Annotated in this window: 16 protein-coding genes; 8 read left to right on the top strand and 8 right to left on the bottom strand. The window is 58.2% G+C overall.

All coding sequences use genetic code 11. From position 1 onward, the window contains the following. Positions 1-20: 20 nt before the first annotated feature. From GF1_RS09990 to GF1_RS09965, 6 genes are read left to right on the top strand one after another with little or no spacing between them, the layout of a single operon-like run. Positions 21-1,745 (top strand): sugar phosphorylase, encoded by a 1,725-nt coding sequence (locus tag GF1_RS09990; protein WP_267926400.1) that lies wholly within the window; start codon positions 21-23, stop codon positions 1,743-1,745. Positions 1,746-1,799: 54 nt separating this feature from the next. Beyond that, positions 1,800-2,195: a phosphomannose isomerase type II C-terminal cupin domain gene (locus GF1_RS09985; protein WP_267926399.1), complete on the top strand. Its 396-nt coding sequence runs from the start codon at positions 1,800-1,802 to the stop codon at positions 2,193-2,195. 7 nt (positions 2,196-2,202) lie between these two features. Further along, the gene (locus GF1_RS09980) at positions 2,203-3,378 is read left to right on the top strand and encodes a peptidase dimerization domain-containing protein (protein WP_267926398.1); all 1,176 of its coding nucleotides are present in this window, start codon (positions 2,203-2,205) and stop codon (positions 3,376-3,378) included. Beyond that, positions 3,371-4,348 (top strand): glucosyl-3-phosphoglycerate synthase, encoded by a 978-nt coding sequence (locus GF1_RS09975; protein WP_267926396.1) that lies wholly within the window; start codon positions 3,371-3,373, stop codon positions 4,346-4,348. Before GF1_RS09980 ends, GF1_RS09975 begins: the two co-directional genes overlap by 8 nt. 54 nt (positions 4,349-4,402) lie before the next feature. Next, positions 4,403-5,935, top strand: coding sequence for a glycosyltransferase family protein (locus GF1_RS09970; RefSeq protein ID WP_267926395.1), 1,533 nt, complete (start codon positions 4,403-4,405; stop codon positions 5,933-5,935). 36 nt (positions 5,936-5,971) lie between these two features. After that, positions 5,972-6,820, top strand: a complete 849-nt coding sequence (locus GF1_RS09965) for an HAD family hydrolase (protein WP_267926394.1) — start codon at positions 5,972-5,974, stop codon at positions 6,818-6,820. Positions 6,821-7,018: 198 nt separating this feature from the next. Here the strand turns inward: GF1_RS09965 and GF1_RS09960 are convergent, their stop codons facing one another. The 8 genes from GF1_RS09960 to ilvB all read right to left on the bottom strand — a co-directional run bounded on the left by GF1_RS09960 (position 7,019) and on the right by ilvB (position 13,594). Continuing rightward, positions 7,019-7,933, bottom strand: coding sequence for a cytochrome b N-terminal domain-containing protein (locus tag GF1_RS09960; RefSeq protein ID WP_267926393.1), 915 nt, complete (start codon positions 7,931-7,933; stop codon positions 7,019-7,021). After that, positions 7,930-8,370, bottom strand: coding sequence for a Rieske (2Fe-2S) protein (locus tag GF1_RS09955; RefSeq protein ID WP_267926392.1), 441 nt, complete (start codon positions 8,368-8,370; stop codon positions 7,930-7,932). Before GF1_RS09955 ends, GF1_RS09960 begins: the two co-directional genes overlap by 4 nt. A 2-nt stretch (positions 8,371-8,372) precedes the next feature. Continuing rightward, positions 8,373-8,906, bottom strand: a complete 534-nt coding sequence (gene coaD, locus GF1_RS09950; protein WP_267926391.1) for a pantetheine-phosphate adenylyltransferase — start codon at positions 8,904-8,906, stop codon at positions 8,373-8,375. A 109-nt stretch (positions 8,907-9,015) separates the two neighbouring features. Further along, positions 9,016-9,606 carry a 16S rRNA (guanine(966)-N(2))-methyltransferase RsmD gene (rsmD, locus tag GF1_RS09945; RefSeq protein WP_267926390.1) on the bottom strand — a complete coding sequence of 197 codons (591 nt, stop codon included), beginning with the start codon at positions 9,604-9,606 and terminating at the stop codon, positions 9,016-9,018. 39 nt (positions 9,607-9,645) lie between these two features. After that, positions 9,646-10,395, bottom strand: a complete 750-nt coding sequence (pssA, locus tag GF1_RS09940) for a CDP-diacylglycerol--serine O-phosphatidyltransferase (RefSeq protein ID WP_267926389.1) — start codon at positions 10,393-10,395, stop codon at positions 9,646-9,648. Positions 10,396-10,455: 60 nt separating this feature from the next. Then, on the bottom strand, positions 10,456-11,097 hold the full coding sequence (locus tag GF1_RS09935; RefSeq protein ID WP_267926388.1) for a phosphatidylserine decarboxylase family protein: 642 nt from the start codon (positions 11,095-11,097) through the stop codon (positions 10,456-10,458). A 250-nt stretch (positions 11,098-11,347) separates the two neighbouring features. Beyond that, on the bottom strand, positions 11,348-11,830 hold the full coding sequence (gene ilvN, locus GF1_RS09930; RefSeq protein WP_267926387.1) for an acetolactate synthase small subunit: 483 nt from the start codon (positions 11,828-11,830) through the stop codon (positions 11,348-11,350). 63 nt (positions 11,831-11,893) lie between these two features. Beyond that, positions 11,894-13,594 (bottom strand): biosynthetic-type acetolactate synthase large subunit, encoded by a 1,701-nt coding sequence (gene ilvB, locus GF1_RS09925; protein ID WP_267926386.1) that lies wholly within the window; start codon positions 13,592-13,594, stop codon positions 11,894-11,896. 555 nt (positions 13,595-14,149) lie between these two features. On the opposite strand from ilvB, the gene GF1_RS09920 reads away from it, so the two are divergent. Both GF1_RS09920 and GF1_RS09915 read left to right on the top strand, forming a co-directional pair. Continuing rightward, positions 14,150-14,377, top strand: coding sequence for a type IV pilin protein (locus tag GF1_RS09920; protein WP_326491544.1), 228 nt, complete (start codon positions 14,150-14,152; stop codon positions 14,375-14,377). 61 nt (positions 14,378-14,438) lie between these two features. Continuing rightward, on the top strand, positions 14,439-14,840 hold the full coding sequence (locus GF1_RS09915) for a hypothetical protein (RefSeq protein ID WP_267926384.1): 402 nt from the start codon (positions 14,439-14,441) through the stop codon (positions 14,838-14,840). The last annotated feature ends 442 nt before the right edge of the window (positions 14,841-15,282 follow it).

Below are 15,282 nucleotides of genomic sequence, written 5' to 3'. Positions count from 1 at the left end.
TGCCAGGGAAGCGTAACCGTATGTGGAGACTTATCAACACCTTCAAGGAGCGCTTGAGGCCACGGCTGGAGATGCTCTATCCGGAGCATAACACCGACCGGTTGCTGGAACGGATCGCGCTCATGGCCAGCCGCTACAACTACCTGGAGGAGCGCTGCAGGAAAGACCAGCCCTGCTGGGACCAGACCAGTGTGCTGTTGATCACCTATGGTGACATGCTGCTTCATCCGGAAAAGAAGCCTCTTTTCACCCTGCATCGCTTTTTGAAAAAGCATCTCTATTACGTGGTCTCCGGCATCCATGTCCTGCCCTTTTTTCCCTATAGCTCAGACGATGGCTTTTCGGTCATCGATTACCGGCGGGTCAACCGGGAGTTGGGAACCTGGAATGATATCACCAATATCTCCAGGGATTTCCGCCTGATGGTGGACCTGGTCATCAACCATGTGTCCAGCCGCTCCCACTGGTTTGAGGATTATGTGGGTGGGGTCGCCCCGGCGAGGGATTATTTTATCGAAGTGGATCCGGATACCGACCTGTCCATGGTGGTCCGGCCCCGGACCACTCCGCTGCTGACCCCGGTGGAGACCATTGCCGGCAAGCGCTGGGTGTGGACCACGTTCAGTCCCGACCAGGTGGATCTCAACTATAAGAATCCCGATGTGCTGCTGGAAATGCTCGATATCCTGCTCGGTTACGTGGCCAGGGGTGCGGCCATTATCCGGCTGGATGCCATTGCCTATCTCTGGAAGGAGATTGGTACGCCCTGTATCAATCTGCCCCAGACCCATGAACTGGTCAGGCTGCTGCGGGACGTGGTGGACAATGTGACCCCCGGGGTCCTGTTGCTGACTGAAACCAATCTCCCCCATGAACAGAATATCAGTTATTTCGGCCAGGGTGACGAGGCCCATCTGGTCTACCAGTTCAGCCTGCCGCCCCTGCTGCTGCATACCCTTCATACCGGGTCGGCCCGCCACCTCCGGCAGTGGGCCGCGCAGCTGGAGCCGCCACCCGATGGGTGTGCCTTTCTGAATTTTACCGCCTCCCATGACGGCATCGGGGTGCGGCCCCTGGAAGGGCTGCTGCGCCCCGAGGAGATCGAGCACCTGGTGGCGACTGTCCGGGCCTGCGGTGGTCTGGTCTCCTGCCGTCGGGACGAGGACGGGGTCGAACAGCCTTATGAACTCAATATCACTTATTTCGATGCCCTCAGGGATCCGAAGAACCCGGATGACGAAGAGCTCCATGTCCGCCGCTTTCTCTGTTCGCAGATCATCATGCTGGGTCTGCGTGGTATCCCGGCGATCTATTTCCACAGCCTGACCGCCACCGCCAATGACCTGGAGGGGGTCAAGGCCACCGGACAGAACCGGGCCATCAACCGGCGACGGTGGCATGAAGAGGAGCTGCGTGAGCTGCTGGAAGACCCTGAGACCGTGACCGCCAGGGTGTTCCATCGCTACATCGAACTGCTGCGCCTGCGACGCAGGCAGACCGCCTTCCATCCGGACGCGGAACAGGAAGTTCTCGAGCTGCCGGATTCCCTGTTCGGTATTGTCCGGATTCCACCCCATGATCGGGTGATCGTCTGCCTGCACAATGTGAGTCCGGCAGATCAGGAGGTCTCCATGAAAAAGCTCGGTCCGTTCGCAGGCCGCTCCACACTGCATGATATCCTTTCCGGTAAGGAGTTCCACGACACCGTGAAGCTGGAACCATACCAGTGCTGCTGGCTTACCTGAAAGAGCCACCGGTACAGTCAGCCCCGAAACCTGAAGGCTCAGCTGGAGGGAACCATGGGTGACATCACCACGCAGGAGTTCATCTGTCAGAGACACACTGTCCAGATTACGGAGCACAGGCCCTGGGGAAGGTTCACTGTGCTGGCTGACGAAAAGGATCACAAGGTGAAACGGATCGTCGTTCTGCCCGGTCAGCGGCTTTCCCTCCAGCGCCACCGCCATCGCCAGGAACACTGGCTGGTGGTTTCCGGCCGGGCCGGTGTGACCCTGGATGACCGGTTCCTGGTTCTGGGGCCGGGAGAATCGGTGGATATTGCCCGGGGGGCTGTGCACCGGGTGCAGAACGACGACCAGGAGGACCTGGTCTTTATCGAGGTCCAGCTGGGCGATTATTTTGGTGAAGACGATATCGAACGACTTGAAGACGACTATGGCCGGAGCCCGAGGTAACAATGCAATGGAGAAAACAGCCAATGATGCCATGACGTCCCTTGCCATGGAAAAGATACTCGACCAGGTCCGCAAGCTGCCCCAGGCGCTGGAACCGTACAGGGAAATGCTGCTGGCCAACGTGGTCATGATCGGCGAGATTCCGGGGCCCACTTTTGGCGAGGAGGACCGGGTCAATTTCCTGGTCCAGCGTTTCACCGAATGCGGTCTCCAGAACTGCTCGACCGATGAGGCCGGCAACGGCCTGGCCATTCTGCCCGGCACCAGCGGGGAAAAATGCCTCCTGGTTTCGGCCCACAGCGATACCCCCTTTCCGGCCACCATCGATCACACCTATACGGTCAGTGGTGGCAAAATTCGTGGTCCCGGGGTGGCCGATGATATCCTTGGTCTGGCTGTGCTCGCCACTCTACCCACCATCCTGGAGGGACTGGGCTTACGATTTTCTTATGATATCGTGCTGATGGGGGCCACCCGCAGTCTGGACATGGGAAACCAGTCGGGTCTGCGGTTTTTTCTAGCCAATACTGATCTGCCGCTCAAGGCCGGTATCGCGGTGGAGGGGGCCTCTCTGGGTCGGCTCCATTTTCGCTCCATGGCCTCGCTTGGTGGCACCATAAGCTGTCATGTGGACCGCAAGGTGAGTCAGCGCAGTGCCATCGATGTACTGAACCAGATCATAACCAGGCTGCGCGAGATCGACATGCCCCGGGAGAGCAATACCGCGCTCATCCTGGGGTCTATCAGCGGCGGCGCCTCCTACAAGGTGCCGGCCCGTAATGCCCGGCTCAAGTTTCAGCTCCGCTCCGACTCGGACGAGATCGTCCGGGAGGTCACCGGCCGGATCAATCGCATTCTTGACGAGATGGCCCTGCAGGCCGGGGTTTCGGCCCATCTCGAGGTGATCGCCCGGACCCGGTCCGGCGGGATCAGTTCCAGCCATCCCCTGGTGGTCCAGACCCGCAGGATCATGGCGGTCCTCGGGATAGAGCCGCGCTATTCCATCTACTCCTCCATCATGTCCGGATATGTGGAGCATGAACTGCCGGCCCTGGGCGTGGGGATCACCAACGCCGATAACGTCAACTATGAGGATGAATTTGTGGAGATCGAACCGATCATGACCGGGGTGGCTCAGTTGATCGGCATACTGCTCGCCATCGATGGAGGGTGCTGTGTTTAATATAGGCAACTGGATCGAGACCAACACCTTTCACCACCGCCAGTTCTGGGATCTGCTGCGGCTTATCAGGGAAAAGGAGAAACAGGGCCTGACCATTTCGCTCTGCATCCCGGCCCTGAACGAGGAGAAGACCATCGGCAAGGAGGTGGTTCTGTTCAAGTCCGAGCTCCAGGATCGCTACCCGCTCCTGGACGAGATCGCGGTGATCGATTCGGGCTCCACCGATCGGACCAGGGAAGTTGCGGCCGACTTCGGCGCCGATGTCTACCTGTCGGCCGATATCCTGCCGGAAATGGGCTTCAAGCGGGGCAAGGGCGAAAACCTGTGGAAGGCGATCTACCAGCTCAAGGGTGATATCATTGTCTACGTGGATGCGGACATCAAGAATATCCATCCCCGGTTCGCCTACGGGTTAGTGGCGCCGCTTATCTACCGGCCCGAGATCAAATATGTCAAGGCATTCTACGATCGGCCGCTGGCCCTTTCCCGGGAAATACGGCCCTCGGGTGGCGGCCGGGTGACCGAGATCCTGGTCCGGCCTCTCTTTTCCCTCTTCTTCCCCGAGTTGACCGCGATCATCCAGCCCCTTTCCGGTGAATATGCTGTCCGTCGCGAGATCCTGGAGCGTATTCCCTTTCCGGTGGGTTACGGGGTGGAGACCTCCCACCTCATCGATGTATACCAGGAGTGGGGCCTGGAAGCCTTTGCCCAGACCGATCTTGATCAGCGGGTCCACCGGCACCAGCCGACCCGGGATCTCGGCAAGATGGCCTTTGGCATTCTCCGGACCTTTTTGAAGCGACTCAGGGAGCGCGGCATTGTCGGTGACCTGCCGGAACTGACCGCCAATCTCCGCCAGTTCCAGGTCCAGGGCGATCACTACGAACAGGTGATCCATGAGATCTATGAAGAGGAACGGCCGCCCATGATCGAGATTCCCGCCTACCGGGAAAAATTCGGTATCCATTGACAGCCGGGGCTCCCCGGAGTTCCCATACAAACAACAGAGCCTTGGTATCCCGCGATGCGTATTGCCATAGTCCACTATCATCTGCAGCCCGGCGGCGTGAGCCGGATTATCGAGCACACTGTTCGCGGTCTGGCCAGTGTGTCGAAGACAGACGGTGTGTCGAAGACAGACGACTACAGGGTTTCTCTGGTGGTTCTGACCGGCAAGGCTCCACCGGACCCTCTGCCGATCCCGGTCCGGGTCCTTCCAGGACTGCTCTATGAAGGGGTGCGGGACCCGGTGTCGCCGGCCCGGCTTGAGCAGCAGATGGTGGATGCCGCCACCGATGCCCTGGGCGGAGTGCCGGATCTCTGGCATGTCCATAACCACTCCCTGGGCAAGAACCTGGCCCTGCCCGTGGCCCTGCATGGCCTGGCCGAAAAGGGGCACCACCTCCTGCTCCACATCCACGATTTTGCCGAGGATGGCCGGCCGGCCAACTATCACCTGATGCTGGATAAACTGGCCGGTCATGATCCGGCTACCATGTCCCGACTGCTCTATCCCCGCGGTGCCCATGTCCATTACGGGGTGCTCAACCGGAGGGATTGTACTTTCCTCCGTGAAGCCGGGGTTGATGAGGCATGCCTGTGGCGGCTGCCAAATCCTGTCCAGCTGCCAGACTCGCTGCCGGCCGGAGAGGACCAGGTGGTTTCCGAAGCAGTGTGTCGAAGACAGACGGTGTGTCGAAGACAGACGGAGCACCTCTGGCTTTATCCCACCCGGGCCATCCGGCGCAAGAACCTGGGTGAATTTCTCCTGTGGGCGGCGGTGGCAGGTCCCGGCCACCGGTTTGCCACCACCATGGGGCCGGAGAATCCGCGGGAACGGCCCCGGTACGAGGCCTGGAAGCGGCTGGCGGCCGAGCTGGGGCTGCCGGTGGAGTTTGAGCTCTCACGTCGTCCGGGACAGAGTTTTGAAGGATTGCTCAGGCAGGCCAGTGCTCTTGTGACCACCAGCGTGGCCGAGGGATTCGGGCTCGCCTTCCTGGAGCCGTGGTTGGCCGGGCGGCCGGTCTGCGGCCGGGACCTGCCGGAAATAACCGATGAGTTCCGGGATGAGGGGGTCCGCTTACCGCTGCTGTACCACCGGCTCGGGGTGCCGGTGGAATGGCTGGGCCGGGGCAGGATCCGTGACCGGGCCTGGGCTGGTCTTGAGCGGAGCCTGGAAGCCTATGGTCGTCGGCCGGCTCCGGACAGCCTCGAGCGGCTCCTCGAGGCCTGGATCCAGAATGACCGGGTTGATTTCGGGCGGTTGGACGAGGAGATGCAGGAGATTGTCCTGCGCCGGGTGGTGGCCGATCCGCAGGAAGCCGGGCATCTTGAACCCACCTTTTTTCCTGATCCGGCAGCCTGCCGGGAAGACATCGCTCACAACCGGGAGATTCTTGCCGCCAGGTACAGCCTGGAAGGTTATGGAACCAGGCTCATGCAGGTGTACCAGGCCCTGGCCGGAAGCACGGCCACTAAGCTGGATCAGCTGGATGGTGAAATCCTGCTGAACCGGTTTCTGGCCCCGGAAAGATTGACCCTGCTGCGGGTGGATTAGGGAGACGGACAGGTGGAACCCAGGTCGCAACAGTTGATGGCATCCATGCTCCGGCCCCTGGAGCCGGTTCCCACCGGATATCCGGTGCGGCTGCAGTCGCTCTCTGTCCGGGCTCTGGTCTTTGATCTGTACGGAACCCTGTTTGTGTCGGCCGCCGGAGACGTGGGAGTGGACGCGGCCACCGATAATGTGCTTTCCCTCATGCGGGCCGGACGCGACGCCGGCATCCCGTCCCTGGATGGAGCAGCAGTGGCCGGGGAGGGGATTTCCCTTCTCCATCAGCGCATAGAACAGATCCACCTGCGGTGCAAGGAAGCCGGGATTTCGTATCCCGAGGTGGATATCGTCGCTGTCTGGTTCTGGGTCCTGGAGCGTCTGGGAATCTCCGGGGTCCGGGAGGAGCAGGTCCGGCTGCTGGCGCTATCCTATGAATGCCGGATCAATCCCATCTGGCCCATGCCCGGTCTGTCCACAGTTCTCGGTGAACTCCGCGACCGGTCCGTTGTGCTTGGCATTCTCTCCAATGCCCAGTTCTATACCCTGGAACTCTTTGAATATCTGCTCCATGCACCCCCTGAGCGGTGTGGTTTCAGTCCGGATCTCTGCCTGTGGTCGTTTTGCGAGGGTGAGGCCAAGCCCTCGGCGCACCTCTTTACCCGCCTGTCCGCCCGGCTGGGTCAGGCGGGTATCGCTCCGACAGAGGTACTCTACATCGGCAATGACATGCTTAAAGATATCTGGCCGGCCCGGCAGGTCGGCTGGCGAACCGGGCTTTTTGCCGGCGATCGCCGTTCGCTCCGGTTGCGCGAGGACGATCCACGGGTGCGCGGAGTACAACCAGACATCGTGCTCTCGGAACTCGCCCAGATACTTACGTGTATCTGAATTTTTTTACTCAGGTAGCTCTTTTCGTTGCACCGCTCTTCGGTGCGATGCAGATGTACTCCCTACCCCCGATCCAACGCTCTGAAGGACGGCATACCGCTCAGCGGCGTAACTCCCTTTTCCCTCACGTAGCGTCATGGACAGGAACCAGGTTAGCAGCATAGATTTCCCCTTGCTCCACTCCTGTCGAACTTGAGGTTATCCCTTGACCCACAGGTAACACCGCACTGTCAGCACTGCATAGACTGCCAGCCAGAGCAGGATACCTCGGAGGTAGAAGCTTTTTTTATTTTTGTTTTTATCTCTCTCCTGCAGGGGAATACAGAGCAGGAGAACTACCAGTGAGGACGGCACGACCACCCCGGCCCAGAAGGGTGGAATGTAACGCAGGAGCTCCTGGAGGCCGAGGAAGAACCAGGGGCCGGCGATATGCAGCATGCCGAACCGTTCCGGCTCCATGGGGGCGGTGAGAAGGATGGAAGTGGCCAGCAGGATGAGCGTGAGACCGGCATGGTCGCGCCAGCGGGCCCTGTAGCGGCGCAGGTGGGGCCAGACGCACCAGCCGCCAAGTACCATCAGGCCGATCAGGTGGTTGGCGTAGACCCGCTTGAAGCCACCGGTGGACAGGGCAAAGAGCAGGTTGTTGATCAGGGGGCCGAGCCCCGGCACGGCCAGGGCGATGTGCTCGCCAATGGTCCCGGCAGCCATGCCCGTGGCGTCTCCGCGGAGGATATAGCCGGTGAACAGGAGGAGAATGGCCACCGGCAGGGAGAGGGTGAGTCGTATCCAGCTGGCCCGGTTGAATATGGTTTCCCGGTTGTTCACCAGGATGGCGGCGAAATGACAGACAAGGAGGAGAAAAAAGGCCTGGCTGGAAAAATAATGCAGGGCCCGCCAGAAGGAACCGAAGGGAATGATCAGCTCCAGGGTGGCAGTGGAATAGAAGGGCTCGGCAACGTCGTACTGGAGGGAAAGGACAATGCCGGAGAGTACTGAAATATAGAGGCTGATCAGCGACATGCCACCCCAGGGAAGGGCTGTCAGCCCGGTGAGGACGGGTCGTGGCAGGGCGGCAAGGAGGCGGCGAAGAACTGGCGGTGCGGTGGTCCTCATAGGGTCACGATATAGCTGATAACCGTTCCGTCACTGTCTCTTTTTATCTCCACCGGGTAGGAGGGCAGGTCCCGCCTGGCCGGACCGGCTATCCGCCGACCCTCCGGGGTAAATCGGCTCTGATGGCAGGGGCATTCTATGAGCTGCCTGTCTTCAAGAAAGTTGACCCGGCATCCGAGATGGGTGCAGATCCGCGATACGGCATGGGCTTTGGTTTTGTTGTCGCCAAAGAGGAGAAAGTCGCGGTCGATATGGACACCGCTGGCAGGCAGAGGGGCCTTGACGGTGACGTAGCGCGGTTTTGGCGGGACGGAAAAGCCAAGGAAGCGGAAAAGCGGCCAGGACAGGAGCACAGCGGCAACGGTGGTGGCCCAGGTGAGCAGGCGACCGAGAAATGTTCTGCGGTTCTGGCCCCGCCGGGCCTCCCGGGAGCCCATGATCAGTGCTGGCTGTATTTCTGTTTCAGAGCGGCCTGGACATGGGCCGGCACCACTCCGCTAACATCGCCGCCATGTTTGGCCGCATCCTTGATGATGGACGAGGAGATGTAGATCCAGCGGAAACCGGTCATCAGGAAGACCGTCTCGATTTTTCGCTGCAGTTTCCGGTTCATCAGCGCCAGCTGGAACTCGTAGTCAAAATCGGATACTGCCCGCAGGCCCCGGACAATGGCACAGGCCCCGCGTTCCATGGCATAGTCCACGGTCAGGCCGCTGGTGGCATCCACCTCTATGCGGTCGTTTTCCTTGCTGAAGCATCTCCTGATCAGGTCGATGCGTTCGTCCAGGGTAAAGAGCGGGGTTTTCTGGGCGTTGATGGCCACGGCGATGATGATTTTGTCAAAGAGCCGCAGCGCCCGCTTGATTATGTCCACATGGCCATTGGTGATGGGATCAAAGGTACCGGGATAGATGGCTATGGAACTCGGCTGTGTTCGACACACTGTCTGTTCACTGGTGTGGGGCGTGGTCATGGTTTTCGAGCCTGACTCCTGGGTTCCTGTCATAAAAAATAAGAAAAATTATTTGTCTTCCACGAGTTATCTGGTTGCGGGCAACACCCGCTTTTGAGGGTCTTTGAGGTTAGCGGTTGGGCGCCTGGGTGGCCGCCTCATAGATCCAGATTCCGGTTTCTCCATATCGGCGACTGGTTCTGAGCTTGAGAGCGGCTGTGACTTCGGGCAGCACAACACTATGCCGTTCTTCCGCCACGAGCAACCCTCCAGGAGCCAAAATACCGGCTTTTTCTACCATCATCACACAGTGGTGTGCCAGGTTTTTTTCATAGGGAGGATCGAGAAAGATCAGGTCAAACCCGGGTGAATCGGCCAGGGGCCGGTGGAGTTTCCTGAAATGTTTCTCTTTTGAGAGATCGAGGCGGACCAGTGTAGCCCGGGGAGAGGCAAAACATAGTTCCAGGTTGGCAGCTGTCAGGGTCAGGGCGTGGCGGGAGCGGTCGACGAACACCGCATGTCGGGCGCCCCGGCTCAGCGCCTCTATGCCCAGGGCACCGGTACCGGCAAAGAGATCCAGGACCAGAGCCCCGTTGACCCGATCGCCAAGGATGTTGAACATGGCCTCGCGGACCCGGTCCGAGGTGGGTCGGATGGTATCCTTTCCTCCCGCAGGACCGTGCAGTTTCCGGCCTCTGGCTGTGCCGCCTGTAACGCGCATGGAGGGCTTGCAGTCGTTCGTCAGGGAGAAATAAGCTCCCTATAACGGCTCTGAGTCTTCCAGGTCGCGGCTTTTTGCCCGGGTGGCGAACTGGTACATGGCCATGGCTGGGCCGGAGAGAACATAGAGAAAGGCCACTGCAAAAAGGGTGACAGGTGGTTCCGTGGCCAGCAGGATGATGAACAGGATCATGCCCACAACCATCTGGAAGCTCTTGCCCTTGCGGTAGGTCGGCTGCTTGAAGCTCAGGTACCGGTGGGTGGAGACCATCAGGTAGGAGAGGACGTAGACCAGCAGGAGCAGGGAAAGATGCTTGACGGTCTCGGTGGCGCCGAGAAAATGGGCAAACATGACCGTGGTGGCGATCATTCCGGCGGCAGCCGGGCAGGGAAGGCCGACGAAATCGTGGCTGGCAGAGTTGTCTTCAACAGCAGAGTTGAACCGGGCCAGTCGCAGGGCAGTGGTGGCCACATAGAGGAAGGCAGCCAGCCAGCCGTAGCGGCCATAGGGCAGCAGGGCCCAGAGATAGGCGAGCAGGGCCGGGGCCACGCCAAAGGAGACCAGGTCACAGAGCGAATCCAGTTCCATGCCGAACCTGGACGTGGAGCCGGTCATACGCGCCACCCGGCCATCAAGTCCGTCAAAGATGGCGGCCACCAGGATGGCAATGGCTGCGGCAAAGAAGTTGCCGTTGATGGAGGCCACTATCGAATAGAAACCGGAAAAGAGGCTGCTGCAGGTCAGCATGCAGGGCAGCGGATAAAACTTGTTTGTATGGGACGTGTCCATGGCGGGCTCCGCTACTGTCGGGTTATGGGTTAGGAGATGCAGGTTTCGGTGGTCTTTTTTTTACATTGTACCAAGTCTGGTCTCCCCGGCCCGTACTTTCTGGCCTTTGGTAACCTCGAGACGGGTCTCCGGGGGCAGGTAGAGATCAACCCGGGAACCAAACCGTATCAGGCCATACCGCTGACCAGGACGGACCCGGTCCCCCTTTTCCGCCCAGCAGACGATGCGCCTGGCAATGAGACCGGCCACCTGGACGACAACATATTCAAGTCCGGTGTCGGTCCTGATGGTCAGGGCACAGTACTCGTTGTGCAGGGTAGCCCTGTTCTTATCCGCCGAATAGAACTTCCCCGGCTGGAGCGAAATCCGCTCGACCACGCCGCCATAAGGAATCCGGTTGACATGGACGTTGAATATATCCATGAAGATGGAAAGTTTGAGCATTCTTCCCTGGGCAAAGCGGGGGTCTTCGGTCTCTTCGATGAGAATGATCTTTCCATCTGCCGGCGCCACCACCGCGTTGTGTTCCTCCGGGACTATGCGGCTCGGATCCCGGAAAAAAAAGGTGACAAATCCGGTGAAGAGCAGGCCGATGATGGCCGCCATGTCGTAGGCGAGCAAGGCAAGTACCAGGGTGGCAAATCCACTGAAACAAATAAATGGTACGCCTTCTTTGGCAAGAGGTAGGGCAGGTTTCTTCATTACTACAGATTAGCAAAGTCGTTTCATGCGCACAACCTGAATCCTGTTTCAGGGCCGGGCAGAGAGGGAATTTTGCAAAGCCTTGCCCGACTCGCGACCGGGTTGGTTGTCATGGCCCGGGATTTTCATTCCCTTCTGGTTGATTTCAGGGAGTTCTCGAGTGCCAGGGCTATAAGGGATTGCAGGCAAAGAAAAAAGGCACAGCCACGGTCGGCCATGCCTTGTTTCTGAGATCTGCAGGAACACGGGATTATTTTTTCGGGGCCCGTGCCATGGCAATGGTTCCGGTGCGGATGATCTCCTTGATGCCGATGGGGCGCAGAATATCGATAACCGCCTTGATCTTGGACTCGGATCCGGTGACTTCCACCGCATAGGTGGTGGGGCTGACATCCACGACCTTACCCCGGAAGATGTCGATGATCCGCAAAACCTCGGCCCGGGTGGAGGCCTCGGCCTTGACCCGGATAAGGACCATCTCGCGCTCCACATACTCGCCTTCGCTGATGTCGGTAACCTTGATGACATCGATCAGCTTGTGCAGCTGTTTGCAGATCTGTTCGATAATGGCCTCGTCTCCGCGGGTGACCAGGGTCAGGCAGGATACCTTGGGGTCCAGGGTCTCTGCCACGCAGAGGCTTTCGATGTTGAAACCCCGGCCGCTGAAGAGACCGGTGACCCGGGAAAGAGCACCGGGTTTATTCTGAAGCAGTACTGAGAGTGTATGTTTCATGGATCTATCCTGTAGTAGACTGAAGCTTAGTCGTAAAAGGGCCGTTTCGGTTCGCCGGCTGGGTTACACCAGCAGCATCTCAGTGGTGGCCTTGCCTGCCGGTACCATGGGGAAGACTCCTTCCTCGCGGTTGATGTGGAAATCCATGATGACCACATTATCCGTCGCCAGGGCCTCCTTGATGACCGGCTCAACTTCATCCTTGGTCGTGGCCCGCAGTCCAACGGCCCCGTACGCCTTGGCCAGGTCAACGAAGTCCGGGGTCACCTCCATGGGAGTCGCGGAGTAGCGGCGGTTGTAGAACAGTTCCTGCCACTGGCGAACCATGCCAAGGTAGTTGTTGTTGAGGATGGCGATCTTCACCGGTGCTCCCCACTGCTTGGCCGTGGCCAGCTCCTGGATGTTCATCTGGATGGAACCGTCACCGGCGATGTCGATGACCGTGGCATCCGGCATGGCCAGCTTGGCGCCGATGGCCGCCGGCAGACCGTAGCCCATGGTGCCGAGGCCGCCGGAGGTCAGCAGGTGCCGCGGTTTGTTGAACTTATAGAACTGGGCAGCCCACATCTGGTTCTGGCCGACCTCGGTGGTGATGATGGCGTCCCCGCCGGTGAGCTCGTTGATCTTCTCGACGACGAACTGCGGCTTGATGATATCGCCTTCATCCACATAGGAGAGCGGATGCTTGTTGTTCCACTCGGCGATCTGCTCCAGCCAGGGCTGATGCTTTTCAGACATGGCCTTGCCGTCAAACTCCGGGTAGTCGTCGAACCAGGAATTCATGGCCCGCAGGGCATGCTTGCAGTCCGCGACGATGGGGATATCCACCACGACATTCTTGGAAATGGAGGTGGGGTCGATATCGATATGAATGATCTTGGCGTGCGGGGCAAAGGCATCGAGCCGGCCGGTCACCCGGTCGTCAAAGCGGGCGCCCACAGCGATCAGCAGATCGCTCTTGGCCACCGACATGTTGGCGGCATAGCTGCCGTGCATGCCGAGCATACCAAGCGACAGCGGATCTGTGCCTGGAAAGCCGCCCAGACCCATGAGGGTCATGGTGACCGGAATGGTCAGCTTCCTGGCCAGCTCGGTCAGCTCATTGTTGGCATTGGAGAGGATGACCCCGCCGCCGATATAGAGGATCGGCCGCTTTGCCTTGAGCATGGCCTTGCATGCCTTTTCCACCTGGCCGGGATGGGGATCGACGTTGGGCTGGTAGGTCTGCATCTTGACCGGCTTTTTCTCCGGATAGGTGATCATGCTTGCCACAACATCCTTGGGCAGGTCGATGAGGACCGGGCCGGGCCGACCGGAGGAGGCCAGGTAAAAGGCCTCACGGATGGTCGGGATCAGATCCTTGGGATCATTGACCAGGTAGTTGTGTTTGGTGCAGGGGCGGGTGATACCGACAATGTCGACTTCCTGGAAGGCGTCGTTGCCGATCAGGGCCCGTGGTACCTGGCCGGTGAGCACTACGATGGGAATGGAATCCATGTAGGCTGTGGCAATGGCCGTAACGCCGTTGGTGGCTCCGGGGCCGGAGGTCAGCAGCGCCACTCCGACCTTGCCGGTGGCCCGGGCATAGCCGTCGGCCGCATGCACGGCGCCCTGCTCGTGCCGGACCAGGATGTGTTTGATGTCGGAATCCAGCAGTTCGTCATACAGATCGATGACCGCACCGCCCGGGAAACCGAACATGAGATCAACCCCTTCCTCTTTCAGGCATTTAACGATTGCCTGCGCACCTGTCATTTTGCTCATCGAGTGATCCTTTCTTCGATTTGACGTGAAAGTATATGGTAGTAAAAGCAGCAGCCCGAGGCTGTATTTCGTTCAAACTGCGACGGGCCCAAACCCTGTCCGGCAGGAGGCCAGACCAGTGGCGGGCGTTGTCAGCGGGAACTTCCGGACCAGCGGTGCCGGTGGAGAATAGCCCTGAAATATATATAGGTTGCTGGGTGCTGTCAAGCAGGAACCCCTTGTTTTGTGATAAAATTTCCCAACTGCAGCCGGGATGTTTTTTGTGAGAAGGCCGTTACCTGTCAACAGGTGACAAATTTTGTCAAGTTGAGAAAAATTGTCACAAAGAAGCTGCCGTTTTTTGTGGTCTGGATGGATGTGGCTGGGGGAGGCTAAAATAAGGTTCGCTTAACCTTACAAAATTAAAGGAAATAAAGAAACGGTTTTCTGGGTTCTGTTTCTGGCATGCCTGTTGCTACATCTTGGGCAAGTCACAAGTTATCAACCTGGAAACCAAACCAATCAACAGACAAACTTTGAATACGCAGTCAACCTACTCTAATCAAGGAGGAACCAATGCTGAAGCAGATAAGGAACCACAAAAGGAAGAACGGTGAGAAAGGCTTCACCCTTGTCGAACTCATGATCGTTGTCGCGATTATCGGCATCCTGGCCGCCATCGCCATCCCGCAGTTTACCAAGTACCGGGCCCGGGCGAACAACTCTGCAGCATTGTCTGATGCCAGAAATTTTCGTACCGATATGGAAGGGTACTTTGCAGAATGGCAGCATTACCCCAATTAATGAGTTGACGTGGAAAAAACATTCAGATTGCTCTATTGTTACATAGTACAGGAGAAAACCTATGATTAAGAAAAAAATAGTCTTGATTGCTCTTGCAGCTGGTATTATTGTGGGTCCCTATTCTCTGGCCTTTGCAGATGTTAATGCAGATGATCAGAGCGGCACCGTGACCGTTGCTGATACAAATGGTGGCGGTAACGGTATCTCTGTTGATCTGTCGCCGGGTGTCATAATGAGTTATTATTCGGCAGATGATGAGTACGCCTTCACTACAACCAACACTAATGCTGATACAGATAATCGCCTTGAGTACGCTATTTATTCCGGCACAACTGGATATTATCAGGCGACAAATGACAACACGGCTGATGAAACTGAGTGGGACAGTGCTGATCCTGACGGATCTGATCCGTTCGATAACGATAGTTGGACTTACATGGGCAGCAGTAGCTCCGGAACCTGATAAAGAATAACAAGAATCAACACAAAAAAGCTCTTTCCGCTTGCTGTGGAATGAGCTTTTTTGTGTTTGCCAGGCAAACACGGCCTGCGGTACACAGACGTCACCCCGACCAGGGCGAAGAAATCCGACTCGCAGATAAGCGCAGACTTCGAGGGCGTTACTGGCAACGGCGGGGTCTGAAGGAAGCGACAGGAAGTGAGTGGTACATGGCGTGAAAAAGTGTAACGTCTCACTTGATTATGTGCCCTGCCGCGGGCCTTATTCTTTACTCCGTGCAAGGCTCATGCTTCAAGGTTTGCTGCTCTCTGATCTTGACTGCTTCCTCCCACTAAAAAAGAATGCTTGACAGGATTTTTTGGAAATCTTTTGCACTCTCATTCTTTTGGTTCGTTGGTGAGATGTACCTGTAGTGTCGTCAACTCCGAAACTTGAGTAGCTATAA

This window comes from Desulfolithobacter dissulfuricans, from assembly GCF_025998535.1.
GTDB classification, from domain to species: domain Bacteria; phylum Desulfobacterota; class Desulfobulbia; order Desulfobulbales; family Desulfobulbaceae; genus Desulfolithobacter; species Desulfolithobacter dissulfuricans.
Note: the sequence above shows the minus strand (reverse complement) of the source record. Positions and strands in the feature narration are given on the sequence as shown.

Excerpts from the sequence above, each read along its gene's own strand:
- ilvB (WP_267926386.1), bottom strand. The coding sequence starts at position 13,594 with ATGAGCAAAATGACAGGTGCGCAGGCAATCGTTAAATGCCTGAAAGAG.
- coaD (WP_267926391.1), bottom strand. The coding sequence starts at position 8,906 with ATGACCACGCCCCACACCAGTGAACAGACAGTGTGTCGAACACAGCCG.
- ilvN (WP_267926387.1), bottom strand. The coding sequence starts at position 11,830 with ATGAAACATACACTCTCAGTACTGCTTCAGAATAAACCCGGTGCTCTT.
- GF1_RS09920 (WP_326491544.1), top strand. The coding sequence starts at position 14,150 with ATGCTGAAGCAGATAAGGAACCACAAAAGGAAGAACGGTGAGAAAGGC.
- pssA (WP_267926389.1), bottom strand. The coding sequence starts at position 10,395 with ATGGACACGTCCCATACAAACAAGTTTTATCCGCTGCCCTGCATGCTG.
- GF1_RS09980 (WP_267926398.1), top strand. The coding sequence starts at position 2,203 with ATGGAGAAAACAGCCAATGATGCCATGACGTCCCTTGCCATGGAAAAG.
- GF1_RS09985 (WP_267926399.1), top strand. The coding sequence starts at position 1,800 with ATGGGTGACATCACCACGCAGGAGTTCATCTGTCAGAGACACACTGTC.
- rsmD (WP_267926390.1), bottom strand. The coding sequence starts at position 9,606 with ATGCGCGTTACAGGCGGCACAGCCAGAGGCCGGAAACTGCACGGTCCT.
- GF1_RS09935 (WP_267926388.1), bottom strand. The coding sequence starts at position 11,097 with ATGAAGAAACCTGCCCTACCTCTTGCCAAAGAAGGCGTACCATTTATT.
- GF1_RS09915 (WP_267926384.1), top strand. The coding sequence starts at position 14,439 with ATGATTAAGAAAAAAATAGTCTTGATTGCTCTTGCAGCTGGTATTATT.
- GF1_RS09990 (WP_267926400.1), top strand. The coding sequence starts at position 21 with ATGTGGAGACTTATCAACACCTTCAAGGAGCGCTTGAGGCCACGGCTG.
- GF1_RS09955 (WP_267926392.1), bottom strand. The coding sequence starts at position 8,370 with ATGGGCTCCCGGGAGGCCCGGCGGGGCCAGAACCGCAGAACATTTCTC.
- GF1_RS09970 (WP_267926395.1), top strand. The coding sequence starts at position 4,403 with ATGCGTATTGCCATAGTCCACTATCATCTGCAGCCCGGCGGCGTGAGC.
- GF1_RS09960 (WP_267926393.1), bottom strand. The coding sequence starts at position 7,933 with ATGAGGACCACCGCACCGCCAGTTCTTCGCCGCCTCCTTGCCGCCCTG.
- GF1_RS09965 (WP_267926394.1), top strand. The coding sequence starts at position 5,972 with ATGGCATCCATGCTCCGGCCCCTGGAGCCGGTTCCCACCGGATATCCG.